Origin of the sequence: Cryobacterium sandaracinum, from assembly GCF_004403415.1 — a bacterium.
GTDB classification, from domain to species: Bacteria; Actinomycetota; Actinomycetes; order Actinomycetales; family Microbacteriaceae; genus Cryobacterium; species Cryobacterium sandaracinum.
On record NZ_SOGO01000014.1, the window covers coordinates 1 to 19,620 of the forward strand.

The following is a 19,620-nucleotide window of genomic DNA, read 5'->3' on the forward strand; positions in this document are numbered from 1 at the left end:
TGCGGATCGCATGGCGCACGGTCGGGGCGATCATCACCCGGGTGTGGGCTGACACGGAAAAGCTCCATGATCCCTTCGCCGGGCTCACCCGGATCGGGATCGATGAGGTTTCCTTCAAGCGCGGCCGGAAGTTCTTGACTGTGGTCGTCGACCACGATTCGGGGCGTCTGGTCTGGGCCGCACCCGGCCAGGATAAGGCCACCCTGGGCACGTTCTTCGATGCGCTCGGCGCGGAACGATCAGCTCTGATCACGCATGTTTCCGCGGATGGGGCTGCGTGGATCGCGTCGGTCGTCGCAGCACGCTGCCCGAACGCAGTCCGCTGCGCGGACCCGTTCCACGTCGTGAAGTGGGCCACGGAAGCCCTCGATGAAGTTCGCAAGGCCGCCTGGACCGAGGCCCGCAAACAGGCCCGCCTAAACGAGTCCCGCACGGTTGGCCGGCCCGTGCACGACGCCCCGGCCCGGCCTCACAGCGAGCACGCGAAGTTGATGATGAACTCCCGCTACGCGCTCTGGAAAAACCCCGAAAACCTCACCGAGAAACAACAGATCAAGCTGGCCTGGGTCGTTCACACCAACCCGGCCCTGGGCCGGGCCTACTACCTCAAAGAAGGCCTCCGGCTGGTCTTCAAGCTGCCCCGCGACGAAGCCGCCGAGGCCCTGGACAAGTGGGTCGGATGGGCCCGCCGCAGCCGAATCCCATCGTTCGTGAAACTCCAACGCTCCATCGTCAAGCACCGGGCCGCGATCCTTGCATCGATCGAGCACGGCCTCTCCAACGGCCGCATCGAATCCGTCAACACCAAGATCCGACTACTCACCCGCATCGCCTTCGGCTTCAAATCACCCGATGCCCTCATCGCCCTCGCCATGCTCAGCCTCGGCGGCCACAAACCCGCACTCCCCGGCCGGGATTAACCCACAGAAGCAGCAGGGGAGCCACTTATCCCGTCATTTATTCTAAGTCCCGCAAAGGCTACGGCTCCAGGTTGGATGATGACGCTCACACGACAGGCTCTCAAGAGCTCTCGACTGGGATGCCCGCCCGCGCCGGATTGATTGACTCGGAGCTGCTGGGTCAGTGGTCCATGGTTCGATGTAGTCACGGGGACTCAAGATCGAGCCCGCCAGATGCGGGGGCGCAATGTCAGGTTTGCCATTCACGAAGTACCACTGGAATCGTCTGGATAAGGGCGCCACGGTGGTTGTGACGTTGACGACAGCGGCCAATGTCCGCCTGATGGACAGTTCGAACTTCACCTCTTACAAGAACGGCCGAGCGCACAAGCATTTCGGGGGCCTGGTCAAGACGTCTCCTTTCCGTCTCACCGTCCCTCGCAGCGGCAGCTGGTACCTGACTGTCGATCTGATGGGTTTGAAAGCAACAAAAGTGCGATCGTCGGTCGCTGTCGAACCTCCCGCTCTTCATGTCGCCAAGTCATCGCCGCCCCAGTCGCTCAGCGGCATTCGGCACGAGCGTCCGCCAGTGGTCCCTGACGATGATGGTGAGACCTGGGATGTGTTCGTCTCGCACGCAAGCGAAGATAAGGCTTCGGTTGCTGAGCCGTTAGCGATCGCCCTCAGAGAGCGAGGGTTGAAGGTGTGGCTGGACAAAACTGAGCTGCGAATAGGTGACAGCCTGCGGAGAAAAATCGATTACGGACTCGCGCATAGCGCGTTCGGCATCGTTGTGCTGTCGAGCTCATTCTTTGCAAAAGGATGGCCGCAATACGAGCTCGACGGCATAATCGGGCTCAGCGTGAATGGGGACCAACGTATGTTGCCCATTTGGCATGAGATATCTCGTGACGAGATCGCGAAGTTGTCGCCGTCTCTGGTGGACAAGATCGCTCGCAACACCGCCGTCGATACCATCGCCGAGATTGCCGAAGAGATCTTTGCTGTTGTGAGCGAAGCCACTACCACCACAACGCCGTTATGAGCGCTCTACATTAGAGCGTCTCGGCATTCTGGCTGTCCTTCAACCCCTGAGGTACAAGACACCGACTCCGCTCCGGCTCCGGCTCCGGCTCCGGCTCGATACGCAGAGCAGCATCACAGAGCGCCGCCACAGAGCGCCAAGAGTCACCGCCAAGATCCGCCCAGCAGATAATGTGGCGATGGGGATTAGCGAGAGTCGCTCGGCATTGGAGCTAGAGCACACTCGCTAGGAGCGAGGGGGGTTGCAAGCCTTCACTGTTTGTCTCTATCTGAGCAACGCTAGACAGGAGAAGGTGTGAACAAATATCCAGCGGGATCCCAGTGGCGCAAATGGGACCTTCACGTCCACGTTCCGGGGACAAAACTGAACGACGCCTACGAGAAAAACTTAGGCCTCCCCGATTTCGACAGGTTCGCGGACAATCTTGAAAACTCAGATGTCAGCGTTATTGGGATCACCGATTACTTCTCCGCCGACCAGTCGCTCGCCTTCATCCAGCACTTCAAGGAACGGTTCCCGGATTCTGAGAAGTTATTGCTTGTGAACGTGGAGCTTCGCCTAAATGAGACCGTCAACCGCGACGTGCAAATGGTCGACTTCCATGTCATATTCCGAGACTCCATCGCCGGCGCCAAAATCAGCGAGTTCCTCTCGCGCCTCACAACACAGCTCACCGATAGGCAAGGGCGGCAAAAACCCTGCTCTGAACTAGCAGGCAACGACTTCAATACCGCAACGGTGACTCGAGCCCACATCAAGCAAGCTTTTCGAGATACTTTCGGGGAAAAAGCCGAAGTCTCGGACTATCTGATTTTCGTTGCACCCGCGAACAACAATGGTTTCCGCGCGCAATCAGGTCAGCAGCGCAAGGCAAACATTGCCGACGAGATCGACAAAGACATCCACGCCGTCTTCGGCAAGGGACCAGAAAATTCGAGCCACTTTCTACTGAGAGATCGCTACGAGGATACGTCCCAGCCCTCCCAGCCCAAGCCCGTCTTTGGCGGATGTGACGCCCACAGCTTTGCGGATCTCGAAGCATGGCTCGGTAACACCCTGAGGGATAAGAGCACGAGACAGGTGGCGACCTGGGTCAAGGCGGACCCGACTTTTGCGGGCCTGCAACAGACGCTCATTGAGCCGGCAGAACGAGTTGCACTGCAAGCCGCCGAACCAGACCAGAAGGAGCCGTACAAGGTCATCTCAAAAGTGCGGTTTTCGGGTACCGATGAATTTCCTCACGAAGTGTCGTTCAACCGTAATCTGAACGCAATTATTGGTAGCAGATCGTCCGGCAAATCGGCACTTCTCGCCTATATGGCTCACGCCGTCGACCCCGCTGAAACTTTGCGTCTGCAAGTCGAGGCTCACGGCCTTCGCGATGCCAAGGAGGCGGGACCTGCTGCCGGCTTGACTTGGGCGGAGGTTGCTGGCGTGGCATGCAAGGTCGAGTGGGCTTCGGGTGAGGACACAATCGGAAAAGTCATCTACATCCCACAAAATGCGCTCTACAAACTAAGCGAACAACCCGAGGAGATCACCAAGAAGATTGCGCCAGCGCTCTTTCGGATCTACCCCCTCGTGAAAACCGCCTTTGACAATTCGGCCATCAGAGTTGCCGCCGCGAACTCCGACATCAGGAGCGCGGTCGGTGAGTGGTTCGGACTCGCCGACCGGATAGATGAGCGAGAACAAGAAGTCAAAGACCTAGGCGACAAGGCCGCCATCGCGACGGAACGAGATCGGCTGCAAGGCGAGATTGATCGGATCAAGACCGCAGCCCGACTCTCTGACGACGAAGTCCGCAAGTATCAGGCAGTGGCTGAACAACTCGACGGCATGGAGACCCGCGTCAAAGAGGTTGCTGTTGAGCTTGACCAGTTGGGCTCGTATGTTGCACCAGCGGAGGGCCTCAACGTCGCCTCAATCCTGCCGCAGGCCGTTCAAGCCACAGTCACACTGCGCCCGTCGTCTGCAGAAGTGCCGGAATCTGTTGCCGTGAATCTCGATGAGCTCAAGGCCAACGTGCTGAGAGATCTTGTCTCCAGCGTCGAGGCGACCTTAGTCAAGGCGGTGAACGACCTTGATGACGAAGAAGAATCGCTCCGTGCCGAAATTGAGACGATCAGAAGTACTAACGCAGACCTCATCGAGAAGCACGAAGCGAATGCAGAACTTTCAGGCGTGGTCGAAGACCACAAGAAGCAAGTAACTATCCTGGCAAATATCGCCAAGGGCGAGAAGGCCCGCGACCAGCTCATCATCGAGCAAGTGGCGGCCGCGGCCAAAGCGTCCAAAGGTGTCGCCGATCGCGCCGAGGCGCTTTCGGCTTTGGTAGAAATCTTCAGTGACGAAGAGCGCCTGCTAACAGATCTCACTTTCGGCATAGAAACCGACATCACGACCAACACCGTTGAGCACGCCTCGATCGGATTCAACCAGCGAAGCACCAATGCGTACATCAAGAGCAAGGGCGACTCCGTCGCATACGAATCCGCCCACGCTGACCCGGCCAAGTTCTTGCAAGCCCTTCGAAGCGGAGAGGTTGCACTGAATAAGAGCTACGAGCCGAGCGCAGTCGCGGCAGATGTGTTGACCGTCTCCTCAGAAGTTCGCTTTTCAGCTGAACTGGACTCCGACCGAATCGGCGGCTTCAGGCGATCCTCAATGACACCGGGCAAGCAAGCTCTATTTGCCCTCACCTTAATCCTGAACGAGTCGCAAGAGCCATGGCCTCTTCTCATTGACCAGCCTGAGGACGATCTTGACAGCCGATCGATCTACGACACCATCGTTCCCTACTTGGTCGACGGCAAGAAGGAGAGGCAGATCATCATGGTCAGCCACAATGCCAACCTAGTCATCGGCGCCGACTCGGAGCAGATCATTGTCGCCAACCGGCACGGCGACGACCGAAAGAACAAGAATGCTCAGACCTTCGAGTACTTCACTGGCGCTCTCGAGCATTCTCAGCCGTTGAATGCATCAAGTCCCACCGCTCTTGGAAGATTTGGCGTCCGGGAACACGCCTGCGAAGTTCTCGACGGCGGAGAGGAAGCATTTCAGAAGCGGCGCAATAAGTACAAAATTCAGTGATCTATTGAGCTCTTCGAGGGCGGGACCTCGGCGCGATTGACTGGAACCATTACCGAGCAAGACATCACCAACCAGGTAGCGCGTTACGTAGATGCGTACACGACGAGCATCACGAATAACGCTGTGTTTCCGCGCCGTGCTGAACCTGTTCTGAAGTAACTCGCGAACGATCGTTACAGTACGGCACACTCCCTGGCTGAATACTCACCCTGGCGTCGGATATCCGACGAGTCCACAAGCCCCCGTTGGTCCCACTTGTTCGGGGGTCTGTCGGACTGGTCTCCCGGCTGCTAGACAGAAGTGCGCCTGAATGGATGGGCGCTTGGGGGAATTGACGTGGGGCGACATGGGGCATGGTCCTAGAGACTGGAACCCGCCGGGATATTGGGACGCACCGGCGGCCAACACAATCACACGCCCTCGCAGTAGGTACGTTGCGACCCAGCCGCGCGCCCGGTCGAGCAATTTGACTGGCTTGCTGGCGGTCGCTTTAGGCCTCTTCGCCACTCTCTTGCCTCTCGCGCATCCGGACGTCAGCACAGGGTTCCGCGGATTCGCATTCACAACTGCCGGCATCACAGCGATCTCACTCGCCATTCGAGCAACGCAGCTCCGACGGGAAGGACGAGCGACGAGCCGGCTACTGCCCGCACTCGGCGGCACTCTCGGTGTCGCCGGGACACTGCTGTCCATTTGGAGCCTGGCGTTCTTCTACGCACCAAACGCCGTACCCCCCATGCCGAGCCTGGCGTCGCTGACCGCTCTGACCCAGCCCATGGCCACCGCGCCTGATGTTCTCCCACAGGCAAACCCGGCAGCACCGACACTTCAAGTAGTTCCAGACGCCCCCGCTACGACGCCGCTGGCCACCGCGCCACGTTCTCCGGAAGAAACCCGTGCAGCCATGCAAATGGCAGCCGGCACGATCTCCTTTGTCCTCAAGAATCTAAAAACGCCTGGACAACCATGGCCGACTGAACTCCTCATCAACGCGGACAACATGGTCTCGACACCAGAGGGCCAGGCGCTCTTTCAAATCCCTGTGGGCACAACAGGCGGATACGCACGGAGCACTAGTGGTGAGAATTACCGCCTCACGATCACCGACGACTCCTCCGGTGCCGGCGTAACCTTCGATTCCGCAACTGGCCTCATGACCAACAACTGACCCCACGATGAACAATGCAACCGCGGGAAGCGCCATCCCTACAACTCCGCGACAAGCGCCAGCCCGGTGCACATCGACGCCTGGTCAGCATGCGCCAATCACACGAAGCCGTTCTTATCAACAACGACGGACGGTTCCGAACGCACTTCTCCAAAAACGAAATGAGTAACCGGCAGATGTCCTCCTACCCGCAGCAGCAGATCATCTATCAGCAGGTCATCAAGGCGCCCACCAACGGCATGGCGATCACCTCACTTGTTCTCGGCATAGTCGCCATCATCACTGGGATCTGGATACCCATCCCGATCCTCGGGCTGTTCATGATGTTCTTGGCCTTCCTGCCTGCAGTGCTCGCTGTGATCTTCGGCCACGTTGGATTGCGAAACGCAACCCGCCTCGGCGGCATCGGACGCGGCGCCTCACTCACAGGGCTCATCCTGGGGTACATCACGCTCGGTATCTCCGTGATCACGACTTTCCTGTGGATAGTCACCGCAGCGGCGGCATCAAGTTCAGGCCAATAGCCACCCGGGCCCGTCCCGCCATCGTCCACCCCCGTCAGTGTCAGGGAACCTCCAAGAGCCTTGCCAGCGAGTGTCAAGGAATGAAGAAACCGACGCTATCTGACGGCAGTCCTGCTCTCTGACCGGACGTCCAGCTGGGGTGTACCCCAGCTGAGCAAACCCTGCCCCCGAGCCAGCGGCTCCTGCACTCGCTACGGCGTAGGCTCTCCGCTCGTCTTCTGCTCCTGCCAAGCATCAGTTGGAGAAGTCGCGCTGTCTACGCTCTCACCCGCTCCCCCGAACTCCTCAGGCAGCGGCGTATCGCCTGGAGCCGACCACGCTCGTGCTTCGTTCCGAAAGACAGTCTCGGTAACAACAACATCTTCCGTGTACAGCTCCTCAGGCAGATCCAGCAGCCCTGCCTTCCGCATGTTACGGGTGACATTCAACGTCGCGATCGTAAGCACCATGATGAAACAGACGATTGGTGCTGCCGCCTTGAACCGCTCCTTCACGCCATGCATCTTCGTTGAGGCGAGACGGTCCAAATCGTTATGAACTACATCCCCATATATGTACGCGAACGCCAATTCGGTGTCACTCAGGAACTCGCTCTTGTTGCCATCAGCATCCTCGATCTGCGTGCTGGCCCCGAGAATGTCCTTTCCCTTTGGCTGTATCCGATCCCAATCTAAGCGAATCGCAGCGAGGGCATTCCGCAGTTTTGCATCAGGGCTGTCCTTCGCAAAGTACCCAAGAGCGTTGAGGACTTTTATGTAGTGAACGCTATCTTCCTGCAAGAGCAAGGGACGCACACGTGCAGCTGCGGACTCGACCTGTTCCTCCGGAGGGAGAACCTGAATGAGGTATCCCTGATTCTCGGCAGCGACGAATTGGTACGTCATCTCCATTGTGGAGAGCTTGTGAAGGAATACCTTGTCAGCGGCAAGGGAATGAGCCTCGACCCGCCTTGCTCGCAAAACGAACGCAGATATAACAGCGCTGTGACGTTCTTCAACTTGCTGCTTGCGGGCATCGTCCATACGCTCATTCTTCCCGACTCGACTGACGCTCCCGTGCTGAGTATCGCTCGGTCCGTAAACTGAGCGGGTGACTTCCGGGGATGTAAAAACAGGCGTTGAGCTCTCACGCCAAAAAGCTCGTATCTTTGCCGATAAATGGGCGACGGTGACCAATGAGAAGCAATTCGCACAGTCTTTCTGGAGCGACTTTTTCCACCAGATCATCGGCGTTGAAGACCTGTTGGCAACGGGCGTGGACTTCGAATTCCCCATCAAGAACGTTGCTACTGGCACGACGAATTTCATCGACGTCCTGTGGGGCGGCGTAGTTCTGATTGAACACAAATCCGCAGGAAAGTCTTTGGACGGAGCGGAGGTGCAGGCACGTCAGTACATGGTGTCGCTCATCCCTCATCTGCGACCTCCCGTTCTCATCGTCTCCGACTTTGCGAACATTCGCATCATTGACGTTTTGCTTGGCACCAGCGTGCAGTTCCCGCTCACAGACCTACCGAAGCACCTCGACCACCTTGATTCGATCTTCAAGGTCTACGGGTCAAAGGCCACCGCACAAGAGATCGACGCAGACATCAAAGCCGTCAACCTGATGGCAGACCTTTACGTCGAATTCGAGAAGAACGGTTACGAAGGACATGCCGCCAGCGTGTTCATGGTTCGTATCCTCTTCTTGAACTTCGGTGACGACACCCGCATGTGGAAGAAGGGACTCTTCGCTGATTTCTTGGCTGAGTCCGCTGATTCTGGAGCTGGTTTGGGCGGCAGCATTCAGGAGCTATTCCAGCTTCTGAATACCCACAAAGACAAGAGACCGCACAACTTGCCTTCCTCCATCTCAGAATTCCCTTACGTAAACGGAGGGCTGTTCAAAGAAGTCATTCCTGTCTTCTCCTTCAACGCTGAGATGCGAACAGCACTGATTGCGTCAAGCTCTTATGACTGGTCGAAAATCAGCCCCGCCATCTTCGGGGCCATGTTTCAAACCATCAAGAGCAAAGAAGATCGCCGTGCGTTGGGTGAGCATTACACCTCGCAACAGAACATCCTGAAAGTTATCCGCCCGCTCTTCCTTGACGAATATCTGGAACGACTTCGGAAGGTCTGGGATGACCGGGCAGGACTTAGGAAGCTCCGCAAAGACTTGGGAACGAAAAACTACCTGGACCCTGCCGCTGGTTCGGGTAACTTCCTTCTCGTTGCTTACAAACGGCTGAGGGACATAGAACACAAGATCATCGCCCGCCTTATTGAGCTTGAAGGCAAAGTCACCACAGGACGCGACGGCGAGGAGCTGCAAGTCGGTCTGGATGGCTTGGGAACCATTGGTCTTACCGTCAGCCTTGAGCAGTTCCACGCCATCGAGTTTGAGCAGTGGAGTTCGCAGATTGCTTCGGTTGCGATGTACCTCGCTGAGCATCAGGCGAATCAGGAGCTGGACGAGCTGACAGGCGCCGCTCCGACGATCTTCCCGCTCTCCCACGCTGCAACAATTCGTCAAGGTAACGCTCTACGGATTGACTGGGCTGAAGTGTGCCCAATGAACGACGACACGATCATTATGGGAAACCCTCCCTTCTATGGGTCGTCTTGGCTGAGTGCAGACCAGAAAGACGATCAGGCATTGGTGTGGGCGAAGACTCGCAGTGCTGGAATTCTGGACTATGTAGCGAGCTGGTACTTGATTGCAGCTCGCCACATGGAGAACACAAAAGCACGTGCCGCTTTTGTCTCCACAAGCTCAATCACGCAAGGGCAGCAGCCACCAGTGATTTGGGGTGCCTTGAACCAGCTTGGGATGGGCATAGATTTTGCTCATCGCACTTTCGCTTGGAACAACGAGGGAGGCAAGGTTGCCGCCGTCCACTGCGTGATCGTAGGAATTTCAGCGAACCCGAAGCCGCCATTGCGTCCTCTTTGGTCATACCCGAGCCTCAAAGCTGAACCAGTCCTCGTGCGGGTGCGGAATATCAACGCCTATTTGCTTGACGCCACGGATGCTCTCGTAACCAGTCGCAGCAAGCCGATTCAGTCCGAAGTTCAGTCGATGACCAATGGCAACAAGCCCGTGGACGGTGGGCTGCTATCAAACATTTCCCCTGAAGAGGCAGAAGAGATTCGTGCTGCTGACCTGACCGCAGCCAAATACCTCCGACGAGTAATCGGCAGTGCAGAACTCATCAACGGGACGCTTCGTTTTGGTCTCTGGCTGAAGGACGCCGATCCCGCCGATTTACTCTCTTCCCCTGTGTTGAAAGACCGAATTGAGCGTGTCCGTGAGATGCGACTCGCTTCAACGAAACTGGATACACAGAAGTCGGCAACCCGAGCTTGGGAATGGCAGCAGGCTCTCCGTCAGCCCTCAACTGAATACCTTGCTGTTCCACTCGTCTCATCTCAGGAGCGAGAGTATGTACCGATGGCGGTGATGCCCGCTGAGGTGGTGCCGAACAACAAACTCCTCTACATCCCGAACGCCTCACTTGAGACTTTCGGAATCATGACCAGCAGCGTCTTCAACATTTGGAACCGAGCTATATCAGGTCGTTTGAAGTCCGACTTCTCGCTCTCAGCTGAGGTCACTTACAACAACTTCCCATTCCCCGATCTGAGCAACGAAGCGACCTTGAAGAAAGTTCAGTCGGCAGCTGAGGGCGTTCTTGCAGCACGAGAACAGTTCCCAACAAGTTCGCTCGCAGTGCTGTACAACCGAAGCGTTATGCCCAGTGACCTTCGCAAGGCTCACACCTCGCTGGACAAGGCAGTGCTGAACGCCTACGGCCTGAAAGCCAACGCAACCGACGCTGGGGTGCTGGAACTTCTCTTTGGCATGTATGCAGACCTAACTCAGGGCTTGCTCGCACCTGAGAAGAAAACGAAACGACGTGGAGCTTCACCCACGGAAGACCTGAACTCATACGTCCTGAATCACTGAGCGTGTCGGCCGAGGTCGATATGGTCAGTTCGTGACGAATGAACCATGGACACCAGCTTCTGTTGCCACTCGTAGTAGCCGGCCTGGGCAGGCGAACGCGCTGCGGAACATGCCATTACTGGCCACCGATTCCAGGCGTGCGTTGATTGGAGCAGGACCTCCCGGCTTCGCCCAACCTGGCTTCAATCCCCACGATGCCAAATCCAGGTCGCGCTGAACGGTTTCGTCGTGGTTCCACTCGCCCACGATGGGTGCCGGATCCGTGGGGGCAACACTGTACGAGGGCTGCCAGTCAGTGGCATTGTCGCCGGTGGCGTCGAAGACGCTCAGCAGCTCGTCGGCGGAGCTGGGGACCACGAATCTGCCGCACATGCTGTTGAAGCTACCGCTCCCCCGACCTCACCAGCAATGGAATCAACCCGTCGACCTTCTGCGCATCGCCAAGACGAAGGGCGTCAGACGAGTCGAACGACACCGCACTCCGGGCAGCACCAGTAGGGGCCGTCAGCGGTGCCCTCGATCACCATGCGTACCATGCATCGTTCGCAGTTCGGCACACCAAGGTCGTCCATGTCGGCCACACTACGCCGGGCACCGCCCCGGACACCCTCGATGAATCCGGTCCGTCACCGGGCAGGGCCACCTCTCGACACGGTTCGGCCAGAATCTCCGACACCGCTCCCCCGCGCCCGTGGGGCTCAATCCTGTTGACCAGGTCGCCCGAACGACAGTGCCACTCGAGCACGAACCGTCCCGGTGGGCGGCCTCGGGATGGGGCAGTGCTCGCAGTCGGGTGGCACGCCCCGGTCATCCGTGCTCCGGACTGCACCGACCTGCAGGGAGGGTTTCACGCCCTTGTCCCTTTTCGAAGTCGTCTGCACAACGACCCCTGTGTTTTCGGGGGTTGTGCAGCCGAGTGTGACGTCTGACTTTTCCGTACTCCTCTGCACGAGTGTCGCTTTTGTTCGTACTCGCCTGCACAAGCAGGAGGTAAGAGGGGGCGGACGCCGAATAGGCCAGGGGGTGGTCCGGATGCGATTGCAGTCCTTGCGCCGAGACGGGCGACGACTCCAGAGACCATCTGAGCGACGCGGCCTCGGCGGACAGTCACCGAGTCAGTTGTGCACGCGAGTAGGAACGTTTGTGAAGACGACTTCGAAAAATGACAGTTCCACTGTCATCTTCCGTTCACGCTTGCACAAGGGGTCGCGTGTTTTCGGGGTTGTGCAGGCGAGAGTTGAGCACTGGTATTTCCGTTCACCCCTGCACGGAGGAGGTGACGGGGATCAAGTTGAACATGCCAGACCGTTCGAGAGACCCAACAGAGCCGAACGGACCTCGTCAGTTCATCTCCGAACCACTTGTGCAGGCGTGAACGGACATCTGTGCAATCGTGAACGGAAAATGACAGGTGGTCCTTGTCGACGAGCTCCGCACCGTCGCGGACCCGGACGCAGCCGAGGCACAGATCGAGGCCGTCACCTCTGACGCGGCCGAGCAGGTCGCCACGGCGGCCGCGCGCGCCAACCGCGCCGAGACCGCCACCCGCAAGGCCGAGGCCGAGCGCGCCGAAGCCGACGCGGCAGCCGAGGAATCAGCGGCCCTGGTCGACGAGCTCCGCACGACCCTGGCCGCGCTCGAGCAGCGTGCCGCCACCCTCGAGGGCGATCTGGTCACTGCGGGCGAGGACAATGCACGGGCGACCGCCGAGATCACCGCCCTCACAGACCAGGTGGCCGCTCTGAGCATTGAGAACGCGGCCACGACCGTACAGCTCACCGAGGCCCGGGAGCTCGTCACGGCGGCCACTGAGGCCAAGGACGAGGCCCTGGCCTCCGCGCGCGACGCGATCGCGCAGGCCGCCGCCGCGGCCAGCCGCTCGGAGCGGGCCGAGACGGATGCTGCGAGCACCCGGGACCTGCTCGATCAGGCCCGGACGGAGCGCGAGAGCGCCCGGGCGGAAGCGCTCGTGCTTACCGGGCGCCTGGCCACAGTCAGCAGTGAACGAGACAGTGCCACGGCCGAGGCCGGCAGGGAGCGTTCCTACGCCGAGCAGCGCGTCACCGACGTGCGGGCCGCCCTCGAGCACCAACTCACCCAGCTACGCGCCGACCTGGACCAGGCACGCACCAGTGAACGCGAACAGCGCACCCGCGCCGAAGCGCAGGCGCCACGCCCCAAGCAGAAGTAGAACGCCGGCCCACTCCCCGTCTCGGCCAGAGGCGTACTGGGCGTGTTCCTGTCCGCCTGCGGCGCCGTCCCTCACGCCGAGCTACGGGCGGGGAGTCCACCCTAGCTCAGTGGTCGTCCAGCGGGGAGCGGCGAGCTATCACCCTGGTATCTCTCCCCTGCGTTGTGTGAGAGTTCACGACGTTCTACCTCTGCCAAAATGGCTCGCTCCACGAAGTCTGACCAGCTCTTATCGCCTTCGATGTGGCTCGTCGCCCGGTACGTTGCACGGGCCCGATCACGTGTGGCTACTGACAGATAGGTGGTCATCCGCGCAGTCGTGTCGACCACAACGGTTGCCGACTTCTTGGCTGGTGTGCGCGAGGGCTTTGCAGCGGGAGAGGCAACGGTTTTGGGCTGCTCACTGGTTTCCGGTTTTGGTTCAGGGCGATTTCGGGCCTGGAGCCGGCTCAGGTCATGAGCCCCGGCGCGTGGCGTGAGGCCGCCGATCTGTCGGTTGGGGGTTTCGTCGCTCATGCGAGGGCCTCCTGGTTCTCTGCTGCCGTAATCCTGGCCACGACTTCTTGGGTGATTGCCTGCAGGTCGTCAGCGACCGACGATGCTGTGCGTGGTGCAAATGTTTGTGCCTGCGCGTCACCCCGCCGGATCTCGTACCATTTCGGCCCCTTGCGGACTTGTGCGTCGAGTTCGTGCACCAGAAGTCCCCGTTCTCGGGTGGCCTGGGCGGTCGCTTCGCTGTGGCGAACCGTGGCAGTGAAGACGACGTTGTTGTCGGCGTTGAAGAGCTCTGCGATGTGTTCGCGTGCTTCGCGCTGGACGACGTGGGCAGAGGTCCCGACGTCTACCAGGACCACGCCGAGGAGGTCGAGGGTGGGGTTCACTCCGAGGACCGCGTCGAGTCGCGCTGCGACGGCACCAAGTCCTTTGCGGCTTGATTTATCACTTTTGACGGGGACGAGTGCCCATCGCGCGGCCGCAACGGCCGCTGTCTGGAGCGTTTCATCGCCTGGTGGGCAGTCGATGAGGATCATGTCGTAGTCGCCCGCAATGGGCTCCAGCAGATGAGCGACGGCAAGCTTGGCCCCATCTGGGTCCTTGTTCGCTTTGGCAGCGAGACCGGCCGTGGCCTGGTCGAGGGCCGGACCTCCAGCGAATACGTCAAGGTTTGGTCGAACTTCGCGAATGGGGGCCGCTCCCCCACCGAACATGAGTGCCTGAGCCAGTGCGCGGCCGGTGTCGTCCCGGTCGTCGTCTGTGTAGCCGAGATCCTCGGCCAGGTTGCCCTGGGGGTCGAGATCTACCAGGAGTACGCGGTAGCCGTTGTTAGCGAGCATGCCGCCGATGTTGGCGGTGAGTGTGGTCTTGAGGACGCCACCCTTGCCGTTGATGACGGCGATGACCCGTTCCAACGCGGTGCGATTGAGTGCCGGAGGCATCGTTCTCGTTTCTCTTGTCGTCATTAGTGACATTACAGCTAATGCTGTCATTAATGGCATAAGCATCATTGCTGCTTATGCTGTCTTTGCTGCTTTTACTGTCTTTACAGGTATTAATTGTATTAGCGCTATTACCTACAATGCCTGTATTACAAACAATAGCAGCATTACAAGCAATGACAGCGGACAGTCCAGCTATCCCGAGCTTTGCGGCGTGCTTGGGGCGGTGAGTACAGGCGCTTCGGCGTCGCTCTACGCTGCGGAGGCTTCCGTTACCGCGCCCGGTGGGGGAGTGTGAGGGGAACACCCCTCACCGGCCGGCCCGCCCGGGGCCAGCCGGTGCTTGCGGCTAGATGTTGCGGAGCATGCTCACCACGGTGGGGAACGGCGACAGGCTCTCAACGAGGGCGTCGACGGTCCCGGCGTCGGGCTTCTGCGCGAAAGACTCCTGGATCCGGGCGTACTGGGCGTCGGTGAGGCCGACGGTCTCACCGTCTCCGGTGACGCTGACGGCGACGGCAGTGCCGAAGATGACAGTGCGGCGGCCGAGGCGGTGTGCGAGCAAGGTCGCGGGCAGGTTCAGGGTTGACCCGTTGATGAGTCCTTCATCATCGATGAAGAGGTCGATGTCGTCCTCCAGACCGACGACGTCAAACATCCGGCAGCCGATGGCGGCGACGATGTCCGCCCCGATGCTGGCCGCGTCCACGTCCAGGGTGGTGATGGTTTCGGTCGGGTTGATCTTGACGCTGCGGATGCTGGTGGTCATGGGGTTCTCTCTCCAAGGTTGGTGAGGTGCGCGGGGTCCCGAGCTTTCTCGTGGGCAGTGGTTGAGTTGTCGTCCACCGTTTTTCTGCCCTTGGTGGCAAGAGAAATCGATTGAGAGCGGGAGTGCCGGAGTGCCCGCACTCTCGTGCGAAATAAGGGAGCCCGCGACCGCGTGCGAGAGTGCGGGTGACGCAGGCACGGAGCGAACTACGATGATTGGCCACCAAGGGAAGAAATGTTTTGAAAGAGTCAGGCCGGCGCAGCCGGCTCCGTGTGGGTCCGGCCTCCGGGCCGGATTCACCTGGTGGGGGAGTGTGAGGGGGCACCGTCCCCCTCACGGCGGCCGGCCCCTCGGCGGGCCGGCCTACGCGGCGGCTATTCGGGCCGCTGGTGCTGCTGGATCTCCGCATACGGGGCGGTATCGGTCCAGGTGTAGCCGGTGCTGACACTGACCGTCTTGGGGTTGGCGCGGACGACTTCGCGCCACTGGCCGCGGATCTTCACCCGGTCACCCTTCTTGACGGTGCTGCGGTCGTAGCCGGTGACTGTTCCGCTCTCGATCTGGGCGGCGCGCACGGCTTCCCAGTACGCGATCTGGTCGCGCTTTTCGGCGAGGATGGGTGCGAGGTGGTCTGCTCGGGCCTGCTTCTGGGCGTCGGTGGCGTCGATGTAGCCTTGTGCGTCGTCGTAGCGCGGGGCGATGATGCGTCGTTCTAACTTGCGGAGCTCGGCCCCCAGAGTGTCGATGCGGTTAGCCACCGTGACGGGCCGGTAGCGGGCGTCGGTGGTGTGCGTGGCCGCGTCGGCCCTTGCCTGGGCGTGGGTGGCGTCGGCGCTGGCTGCAACTGATTTACGCATGGCGTTATCTGCTTTGGCGATCGCGTTGCGGTGGCGTCCTTCGGAGTGGTGGCCAATCTTGATCGGTTCTCCTCCTTCGGGCAGGCGGTCAAGCGCGCTCCGGGCGCGCGTCCACGCGTCGTCGCTTGCGGTTGCCTTGCGGTCGGCTGTGGCGGCCAGGGCGTCGACCCGGTCGGCCTGACGTTCGATCTTTCCGGCCTCGACCTCGGCGGTCGTGCGTCGCGTGCTGTCGATGTCTGTTTCGACCTCGAATCCGGCCGCTTCCAAGGCCTCCTGGGTGCGGGTGATGGTGTGGAGATGGGGGAGGCGGTCGCGGGACTGGGGGACGAACCAGGCGCTGATGCTGCGCCCCCAACGCCAACCGACGGTCTTGAGGACGTCTGCGGTTCCGTCGCCTTTACTGGTGCCGTCGATCATGGTTCCGGCGGCGTGGCTGTGGGTGATGATGAGCATGATTTCTGTTTCCTCGATTAGGCGAAGCTGTCGGCGTAGCGGGTCGCGGTGCAGGTTTCTCCGGGCTGGGTATCTACGGCCCCTTCCGAGGTGCACCCGCTGCAGGCGCACCCGTCCGCGTAGCGCTCCCGCGGGTAGGTGTTCTCGTACCGGTAATCGGACTCGACCATGGAATCTCTTCTCTTCGTGAACAACTGTTTTTTTGGCCTGTCTGGCAAGAGAAATCGAGAGCGACCGGGAGTGCCGAAGTGCCCGCAGTGCCGGGCGAAATAAGCCCGCAGGGCGCGTCCGGCACTGCGGGTGACGCAGGCACGCAAGGGAGCTACGATGATTGGCCAGATAGGACAAAAATGCTCAACAAGCAGTGCCGCACAGCGGCTCCATATCGCTTCTGACGGCTTGGCCGTCGCGGTTTCGGAGTGATATCACTCTGATATTCCGTGGCGGGGGAGTGCGAGGGGGATTTCCCCCCCTCGCCGGCCAGCTCGGGAGCTGGCTGGCTGCCCGGTCTAGAGTGCGGCGGCTTCCTCAGCGTTCGTGACGAGCTGTGCACCGAATTCGCGAATCAGGCGGTGGCATCCGGCACTGGTCGGGGACGTGACCGGGCCGGGGACGGCGCCTACGGGGCGGGCGATTGTGAAGGCGTGGGTTGCGATGTTCAACGATCCCGATCGGTAGCCAGCTTCTGTGACGACAGTTGAGCGGGCGGCGGCCGCGATCAACCGGTTTCGCATCAGGAACCGGTACCGGGTGGGGCTCTGTCCGAAGCTGATTTCGGAAGCTACCGCGCCCGTCTCAGCAATCCGGGTGAGCAGAGCGTCGTGGCCCGTGGGGTAGTACCGGTCGAGTCCGCCTGCAAGGTACGCGACGGTGCGCCCGCCGCTAGCCAGCGCTGCCCGGTGAGCCATTCCGTCTACCCCGTACGCTGCACCGGAAATGATCACGTGGCCCCGGCTGACCAGGCCCGCGGTGATCTCCATGGTGACGTGTTCGCCGTAACCGCTGGAGGCTCGAGCCCCGACGACGGCTGTGTTCAGGGGGTCGGCCAGGATCTCGGTGGCGCCTCGGACCCAGAGCGCATAGGGGGCGGCGGAGCCGAGGTCGTTGAAACCGGCGGGCCAGTGCGGGTGGGCGGGGGTGATCAGTTCTGCCGACCCGGTGTCTGCGGCCGCGAAAGCTGCGGCGATGTTGCCCGCACTCGCGCGAGGTCGGGTGCGCGCGCGGAGTGTGGCCAGGTCGAGTCCTGCCGCGTCGCCGGTGCCGTGCAGGACCACGTTCAGGGCTTCTTCCGCGCCCAGGGCGGCGATGAGGTTGCCGGTGTCCCTGTCTCCGGGCTCGCTGATGATGGTCCAGATTCCGCGCGCAGCTGCGTCGGTAGTGAATCGCTGGATGGTGGGAACGTGGGTGCTGATGCTGGCGAGCGTGTTCATGGGTTCTCTCTCCCTCGTGGACAACTGTTTTTTTGGCCTGTCTGGCAAGAGAAATCGAGAGCGACCGGGAGTGCCGAAGTGCCCGCAGTGCCGGGCGAAATAAGCCCGCAGGGCGCGTCCGGCACTGCGGGTGACGCAGGCACGCAAGGGAGCTACGATGATTGGCCAGATAGGACAAAAATGCTCAACAAGCAGTGCCGCACAGCGGCTCCATATCGCTTCTGAAGGCTTGGCCGTCGCGGTTTCGGAGTGATATCACTCTGATATTCCGCTAGGGGAGTGCGAGGGGAATTCCTCACTGCCAAGTGCGATGCTGACCCAGCACAGGTTCTGGAGATGACGGCGCAGGTCAGGACGGCCCTAGGAGGTAATCTTCCTATCTAGGGTGGATATATGAGCCCTTCGTTAGTGCCGAGCACCACGTATCTGCAGAAGCTTCAGGCCGAAACGGCCCGCAGGATACAGAGCTATGAGTCGGTGCCGTCGCCGTTCTCCGGGGCCCCGGACGAGCTCGCAAGCGCCGTCGAAGCCCAGGTAGAGGCACTCGCCCGGGACCTGAACGACGTTGTTCACACCCTGCACGCCGACCCGGAGACCGCCTTCGCCGAGCATCGAAGCGCCGCTTATCTGGTGGAGCTGCTCGGTCGCCACGGGATAAGCGCACAGCTCGGCGTGCACGGGGTAGACACCGCAATTCGTGCCGAGATCGGGTCGGACTGCGGCCCGGCAATCGCGATTCTCAGCGAGTACGACGCCTTGCCCGACGTGGGGCACGGTTGCGGGCACAACGTGATCGCCGCCGCCGGCGTCGGCGCCTTCCTCGCGTTGGCTAACACGCTCAAGGAGAATCCCGACGCATTCAGAGGCCGGGTGGTGTTCCTCGGTACTCCCGCCGAGGAAGGTTTCTCCGGCAAAGAAGTGATGGCCAGGCACGGCGCCTTCGACGGCCTCGACGCCGCGATCATGGTGCACCCCTATGGCTACGACCTCGCCGACCAGGTGTGGCTCGGCCGCCGCGTGCTAACCGTGACGTTCACGGGCGTCGCGGCGCACGCATCCGCTCAACCTTTTATGGGACGCAACGCTCTCGACGCCGCAACCCTGGCGTACCAGGCCGTTGGCCTGTTGCGTCAACAGTTACCGCCGGTAGACCGCGTGCACGCCGTAATCAGTGAGGGGGGAACACGGCCGAGCATCATTCCAGAGCGCGCGGTACTCAAGCTCTACGCCCGATCCAAGTTTGCGGACACGCTCAAAGACCTCAGCGTGCGGCTGGACGACATCGCGCGCGGCGCAGCATTGATGACTGGAACGAGTGTCGAGATCGACTGGGACGAGCACGCCCCCACCCTTCCGGTGCGCACGAACGGTGTGCTCACCGGTCGCTGGGTCGCCGCCCAGCAGCGCCGTGGGCGCCAGCCACTCCCGCTTAGCGTGGTGTCGGAAACCATCGCAGCGTCCACTGACTTCGGCAACGTAAGCCATCGCATCCCCGGTATTCACCCACTCATCAAGATTGCGGCACCAGACGTTGCCCTGCACACCCGCGAATTCGCGGCGGCCGCCGCAACGGATGCCGCGGAGTCAGGCGCCCTCGACGGTGCCTGCGGGCTCGCCCTCACCGCCCTTGATTTTCTCTGCGACGCCGGATTGCGCCGCAGCATGGCTCAAGAGTTCGCGGAGCAGGGCGGCGCGATCGATGTGCCGCACTTCTTCGACTGATTCCTAACTCCGTTTCCTGTCTGACAGCGCACGATCTAACTCCTGACACACCGATCGTTTTGTTCGATCCGACGCAAGGT

The 19,620-nt window shown here is 60.7% G+C and carries 17 protein-coding genes; 9 read left to right on the top strand and 8 right to left on the bottom strand.

The features are described 5' to 3' along the window. The 5 genes from E3T25_RS04280 to E3T25_RS16980 all read left to right on the top strand — a co-directional run. A partial coding sequence (locus E3T25_RS04280; protein ID WP_134372394.1) for an ISL3 family transposase occupies positions 1–920 on the top strand: 920 nt, incomplete at its 5' end. Between the two features lie 226 nt (positions 921–1,146). After that, positions 1,147–1,944 (top strand): DUF1883 domain-containing protein, encoded by a 798-nt coding sequence (locus E3T25_RS04285; protein ID WP_134372396.1) that lies wholly within the window; start codon positions 1,147–1,149, stop codon positions 1,942–1,944. Positions 1,945–2,238: 294 nt separating this feature from the next. After that, positions 2,239–5,040 (top strand): TrlF family AAA-like ATPase, encoded by a 2,802-nt coding sequence (locus E3T25_RS04290; RefSeq protein ID WP_134372398.1) that lies wholly within the window; start codon positions 2,239–2,241, stop codon positions 5,038–5,040. Positions 5,041–5,776: 736 nt separating this feature from the next. Further along, the gene (locus E3T25_RS04295) at positions 5,777–6,208 is read left to right on the top strand and encodes a hypothetical protein (protein ID WP_134372400.1); all 432 of its coding nucleotides are present in this window, start codon (positions 5,777–5,779) and stop codon (positions 6,206–6,208) included. 89 nt (positions 6,209–6,297) lie between these two features. Further along, complete coding sequence (locus tag E3T25_RS16980) at positions 6,298–6,732, top strand: DUF4190 domain-containing protein (protein WP_174843925.1); 435 nt, start codon at positions 6,298–6,300, stop codon at positions 6,730–6,732. Positions 6,733–6,923: 191 nt separating this feature from the next. Here the strand turns inward: E3T25_RS16980 and E3T25_RS04305 are convergent, their stop codons facing one another. Further along, positions 6,924–7,754: a hypothetical protein gene (locus E3T25_RS04305; protein ID WP_134372402.1), complete on the bottom strand. Its 831-nt coding sequence runs from the start codon at positions 7,752–7,754 to the stop codon at positions 6,924–6,926. Positions 7,755–7,821: 67 nt separating this feature from the next. Between E3T25_RS04305 and E3T25_RS04310 the strand changes: the two genes are divergently transcribed. Beyond that, entirely contained in the window at positions 7,822–10,683 is a 2,862-nt protein-coding gene (locus E3T25_RS04310; RefSeq protein WP_134372404.1) for a class I SAM-dependent DNA methyltransferase, read from the top strand. Between the two features lie 24 nt (positions 10,684–10,707). On the opposite strand, the gene E3T25_RS04315 is transcribed toward E3T25_RS04310, so the two are convergent. Beyond that, complete coding sequence (locus E3T25_RS04315; protein ID WP_134372406.1) at positions 10,708–11,055, bottom strand: SOS response-associated peptidase family protein; 348 nt, start codon at positions 11,053–11,055, stop codon at positions 10,708–10,710. Between the two features lie 1,039 nt (positions 11,056–12,094). On the opposite strand from E3T25_RS04315, the gene E3T25_RS04320 reads away from it, so the two are divergent. Next, positions 12,095–12,874 (top strand): hypothetical protein, encoded by a 780-nt coding sequence (locus E3T25_RS04320; RefSeq protein WP_134372408.1) that lies wholly within the window; start codon positions 12,095–12,097, stop codon positions 12,872–12,874. A 101-nt stretch (positions 12,875–12,975) separates the two neighbouring features. On the opposite strand, the gene E3T25_RS04325 is transcribed toward E3T25_RS04320, so the two are convergent. Together E3T25_RS04325 and E3T25_RS04330 are read right to left on the bottom strand one after the other, a co-directional pair. After that, positions 12,976–13,389: a ParB family protein gene (locus E3T25_RS04325; protein WP_134372410.1), complete on the bottom strand. Its 414-nt coding sequence runs from the start codon at positions 13,387–13,389 to the stop codon at positions 12,976–12,978. Beyond that, positions 13,386–14,282 (bottom strand): ParA family protein, encoded by an 897-nt coding sequence (locus E3T25_RS04330; RefSeq protein WP_198415636.1) that lies wholly within the window; start codon positions 14,280–14,282, stop codon positions 13,386–13,388. Before E3T25_RS04330 ends, E3T25_RS04325 begins: the two co-directional genes overlap by 4 nt. On the opposite strand from E3T25_RS04330, the gene E3T25_RS04335 reads away from it, so the two are divergent. Then, positions 14,260–14,607, top strand: coding sequence for a hypothetical protein (locus E3T25_RS04335; protein ID WP_206750253.1), 348 nt, complete (start codon positions 14,260–14,262; stop codon positions 14,605–14,607). The genes E3T25_RS04330 and E3T25_RS04335 overlap by 23 nt on opposite strands. A gap of 51 nt (positions 14,608–14,658) precedes the next feature. On the opposite strand, the gene E3T25_RS04340 is transcribed toward E3T25_RS04335, so the two are convergent. From E3T25_RS04340 to dprA, 4 genes are all read right to left on the bottom strand, one after another. Continuing rightward, positions 14,659–15,078 (bottom strand): DUF3846 domain-containing protein, encoded by a 420-nt coding sequence (locus tag E3T25_RS04340; protein WP_134372414.1) that lies wholly within the window; start codon positions 15,076–15,078, stop codon positions 14,659–14,661. Positions 15,079–15,452: 374 nt separating this feature from the next. Continuing rightward, on the bottom strand, positions 15,453–16,388 hold the full coding sequence (locus E3T25_RS04345) for a DUF3560 domain-containing protein (protein ID WP_134372416.1): 936 nt from the start codon (positions 16,386–16,388) through the stop codon (positions 15,453–15,455). 17 nt (positions 16,389–16,405) lie between these two features. After that, the gene (locus E3T25_RS16645) at positions 16,406–16,558 is read right to left on the bottom strand and encodes a hypothetical protein (protein WP_166785797.1); all 153 of its coding nucleotides are present in this window, start codon (positions 16,556–16,558) and stop codon (positions 16,406–16,408) included. Positions 16,559–16,897: 339 nt separating this feature from the next. Next, positions 16,898–17,818 (bottom strand): DNA-processing protein DprA, encoded by a 921-nt coding sequence (gene dprA / locus E3T25_RS04350; protein WP_134372418.1) that lies wholly within the window; start codon positions 17,816–17,818, stop codon positions 16,898–16,900. A gap of 393 nt (positions 17,819–18,211) precedes the next feature. On the opposite strand from dprA, the gene E3T25_RS04355 reads away from it, so the two are divergent. Further along, the gene (locus E3T25_RS04355) at positions 18,212–19,540 is read left to right on the top strand and encodes a M20 family metallopeptidase (RefSeq protein ID WP_134372420.1); all 1,329 of its coding nucleotides are present in this window, start codon (positions 18,212–18,214) and stop codon (positions 19,538–19,540) included. Positions 19,541–19,620: the final 80 nt, after the last annotated feature.

Excerpts from the sequence above, each read along its gene's own strand:
- E3T25_RS04285 (WP_134372396.1), top strand. The coding sequence starts at position 1,147 with ATGTCAGGTTTGCCATTCACGAAGTACCACTGGAATCGTCTGGATAAG.
- E3T25_RS04295 (WP_134372400.1), top strand. The coding sequence starts at position 5,777 with ATGCCGAGCCTGGCGTCGCTGACCGCTCTGACCCAGCCCATGGCCACC.
- E3T25_RS16980 (WP_174843925.1), top strand. The coding sequence starts at position 6,298 with ATGCGCCAATCACACGAAGCCGTTCTTATCAACAACGACGGACGGTTC.
- E3T25_RS04305 (WP_134372402.1), bottom strand. The coding sequence starts at position 7,754 with ATGGACGATGCCCGCAAGCAGCAAGTTGAAGAACGTCACAGCGCTGTT.
- E3T25_RS04315 (WP_134372406.1), bottom strand. The coding sequence starts at position 11,055 with ATGTGCGGCAGATTCGTGGTCCCCAGCTCCGCCGACGAGCTGCTGAGC.
- E3T25_RS04325 (WP_134372410.1), bottom strand. The coding sequence starts at position 13,389 with ATGAGCGACGAAACCCCCAACCGACAGATCGGCGGCCTCACGCCACGC.
- E3T25_RS04335 (WP_206750253.1), top strand. The coding sequence starts at position 14,260 with ATGACGGCGATGACCCGTTCCAACGCGGTGCGATTGAGTGCCGGAGGC.
- E3T25_RS04340 (WP_134372414.1), bottom strand. The coding sequence starts at position 15,078 with ATGACCACCAGCATCCGCAGCGTCAAGATCAACCCGACCGAAACCATC.
- E3T25_RS04345 (WP_134372416.1), bottom strand. The coding sequence starts at position 16,388 with ATGCTCATCATCACCCACAGCCACGCCGCCGGAACCATGATCGACGGC.
- E3T25_RS16645 (WP_166785797.1), bottom strand. The coding sequence starts at position 16,558 with ATGGTCGAGTCCGATTACCGGTACGAGAACACCTACCCGCGGGAGCGC.
- dprA (WP_134372418.1), bottom strand. The coding sequence starts at position 17,818 with ATGAACACGCTCGCCAGCATCAGCACCCACGTTCCCACCATCCAGCGA.
- E3T25_RS04355 (WP_134372420.1), top strand. The coding sequence starts at position 18,212 with ATGAGCCCTTCGTTAGTGCCGAGCACCACGTATCTGCAGAAGCTTCAG.